Raw genomic sequence first — 3276 nt, forward strand, 5'->3', positions numbered from 1 at the left:
TACGTCCTAAAAGTCTACATTAGTTTGAAGACATACAATGAGTTAAAGACAGAGTGTATAGTAATAGTTAAAAAACTTCCTATTCAAAAAGGACGCCACTATTTTATAGTAGAGGGGGACAGATCCATATACTAATGTAGATAAAACTATTACTGATCCAGGAAGAAGATGGAGTCAGTATGTACAAAATATCGAAATAGGTGATACTTTGATTAAAAGAACAGGTGAGCTCACTGCTTATATTCATAAAATAAGGACAAATCCTTATTTTTCAATAGAAATGTGGTGGTAAGGTGTGTCAAGATTAAGTTGGGAAAAATAGACCAAGAGGATTAGAACAATATTATTATGAAGTAAATGTAACTGATAATGTAACTGATAAGATCAAAGTAGCAAATAAACAAAATCCTGTTTGTAGTCTGATCATTCACACCATTACACAACGATGCTAATTCTTATGTTGATGGTGCAACTCAAGCGGTTTCAGTAAGATCAAAGTATACTTCGGTTAAATTGTAGATTAGAATTATGACAAAAGAGTTAGTAAAAAAATGTAGAAAAAATAAAGAAGATATATGGCAAAAGTTCTAAAAGAAAGTATTGAAGATTTAAAATTATTATTAGAATCTTCCAAAGCACCTGAAAGAAGAAAAGCAGCTAAATTGATAGGTGATTTTGGAATAGTTGACCTTGGTGATTCATTATACCAAGCATATCTGAAAGAAAGTAAGAATCTAAAAGCATGGGAAACACAATGTATAATGATAAAAGCTTTAGGTAAAATTAAGTATAAGAATGTTCTTCAAGAGTTATCTATTATCATAGAGAATAATATAATACATGACATGATAACTAATGAGGCAACTTTAGCATTTATAAGAATAAAAAGGGAAAATAAAAATGATATAATTCCTATTCTGGAATTATTGAAAGAAGGCAATTTATCAGTACTTAATGGAGCATTAAAATCGTTGGCATTTGATGATGTTGTCCCTGAAATAAAAGATATTTATAAACTTATAGATGCAGTTAATTTAAAAAAATCTCTTATAAAAGAACAACATAAGGTTGGAGTTTTTGACCCAAGAGAGTATTTGTTATCTGCAATGTCTAAGTGGAATAGAAAAGACCCTAAAATTAGTAGTTTTATAGAAGAATGTTCTAAAGATGAGTATTTAGGAAAAAGACATAATCTAATTGAAAAAGTTAGAAAAGGTAAGAAAGTATACGCAGAGTAAGCTTTGAATCCTTTCTTTGTATAGTAAGGCTGCGTATCAAACTAGGTTTACTGTTTTTTGCTTACCTTTATAAAAAAGAAAAACAAAGGACGAGTTCACTTGTCTTTTTTGCTTGCTGTTATGAAACAAGAAGAAGAAATATCCATCTGTATCCAATTAATCAATTGGATGCAAGACTATACCTTGTCCAATGAAGTGGTCATATCGCGTATTGATACCCAAGACTTTCTGGCTAAAGCCCTTATTCTCGATCAACAAAGAAAGGGAAAAATGTTAGGAAAATCCTTACAACAGCTCGTTAGACAAGCACTTGAAGCGCTTGAGCAGGCGGATCCAACACTTGAGGTACACAATCAACGGTATCCGTATTCCTTTCTCGATGTGGTCTATCACTTGTTGCAAGTCTGTGAAAATGAGAACGTATCTACCCAGTCTTTACAAGGCTATATAGAAGCGGCAACAGATGAAATTTTGCAGAGTCGATTGGTCAATTTTACCATTGAAAAACTAGTGTTGGAGGACAATATTGAAACAAGTCTAGCTCTAATTCCTAAAATAAAGGACAAGGCGTATCACTACCGCAGTTATCGATTACTCGCACACTATTATGCTAGTCGTGGAGATAAAGCAAATTTTCTTCAGGTCTTAAAAAAATGTGATGCCCGAAAAGATATTGATGACTTAGAGGAAATCAAGACCATTTTTATCGAAACCTCTGCTACTCAACATCCTTTAGAGGAGGTAATGGCGTTAGTTCAAAACAAACCCTTTGGACCTGCATATTATGTCGCCGCTTTCTTGCCTTTAGTGAAAAAGGAATCGTTTAATGCTATTCAAACACTATTGAATGCTCTAGCGTTTGAAGCTCCTAATTTGTACGTGCAGGAAATAATTCTGGCCAATGCTTTTCGCTATAACAAAGCCAATCAAACACATGAGAACTTTGCCTACTTACAACAACTGTTGGATGCAATTCCAGCTAGGGTGAGATGGGCTCCGTCAGACTTTAGTTTAAAAGATAATTTGTGGTCCTTTATAGCTGATGCGTTACTAGCCAATCAACAGCTTGATTTTACTGCTGAATTACTGTATTGCAGCAAGAAAATTAGTGCTAAAATAATCAAAGATAGTCTCAAACGACAACTGAAAACTTACCGTAAAGAAGAAGAAAATGAATGAGTTTTTTCCTTGTATTTTACTAGAGTACTCCACGTGTTTTCTCCATCATTTGCACGAATTTTCACTACTTTGATTCCTATTTTGGTAAAAAAGGCGCGGTGGATATTCCGTTGAGCAATTGGCAAGAAAATTGGCAAAAGAACATCAGTTGACTCGCGACATTACCTTTGATAGTGAAGTCGGCGTTTAGTGCGTCAGCGTCTAATCAGGCTGTTCTGTTGAAATTGAGACTGCTTTTGAGCGAGATAACTAGGGGAGAAGAACAACATAAGAGTTGTGATAGTTTAATGCCTAGCATAGCGCTAAAGAAAGGAGAAGAACTCTTGTTGGCTGGTTTTGTATTGATCGTAGATGAACATAAACAAACGCAATTTAATTGACAAGTACCTTACCCCGCACTAACACCTATACACCGCCAATACATCCAAGCGATGATTTCGTATGTAAAACCTAGAGGGTAAAACAAGAGTATTGACCAAAGATAGGTCTAAATAGAGATTTACATTTAATAGTATAATAATGAAACAAAGACTTTTTTTTCAAAGATAAACCAAGGTAATGTTTTAACCTTAGAGGAAAAATTGATTACTTCATCAAGTGTCTATATCAGTAATAAAGAGTTTGATAGTAAATGCTTGAGCATGTTAAATGAACTGCTTGTCAATTATTCTGACTTATTAGTACTGTACGAAATAACAACAGAAAAACTTTTAGAAGAAGGCGATTTAAGCGCATTACAATACCTAAGTAATGTTCGAAATTTAAGTATTATAGTTACTATGGGAATAATAAGTTCCCTTGATCCACTTAAAAATATTAATGTAGGCTTCCCTAAAAATCGGACAGATGTTAATTCGAA

Annotated in this window: 3 protein-coding genes; all 3 read left to right on the forward strand. The window is 33.6% G+C overall.

From position 1 onward, the window contains the following. Window positions 1-575 precede the first annotated feature (575 nt). The gene (locus GJV76_RS15290; protein ID WP_155093450.1) at window positions 576-1238 is read left to right on the forward strand and encodes a HEAT repeat domain-containing protein; all 663 of its coding nucleotides are present in this window, start codon (window positions 576-578) and stop codon (window positions 1236-1238) included. Window positions 1239-1358: 120 nt separating this feature from the next. Beyond that, window positions 1359-2417: a hypothetical protein gene (locus GJV76_RS15295; protein ID WP_155093451.1), complete on the forward strand. Its 1059-nt coding sequence runs from the start codon at window positions 1359-1361 to the stop codon at window positions 2415-2417. Between the two features lie 641 nt (window positions 2418-3058). Further along, on the forward strand, window positions 3059-3276 hold a 218-nt coding region (locus tag GJV76_RS16025; protein ID WP_230381580.1), incomplete at its 3' end, for a hypothetical protein.

The organism is Myroides albus, from assembly GCF_009711045.1.
Lineage (GTDB): Bacteria > Bacteroidota > Bacteroidia > Flavobacteriales > Flavobacteriaceae > Flavobacterium > Flavobacterium album_A.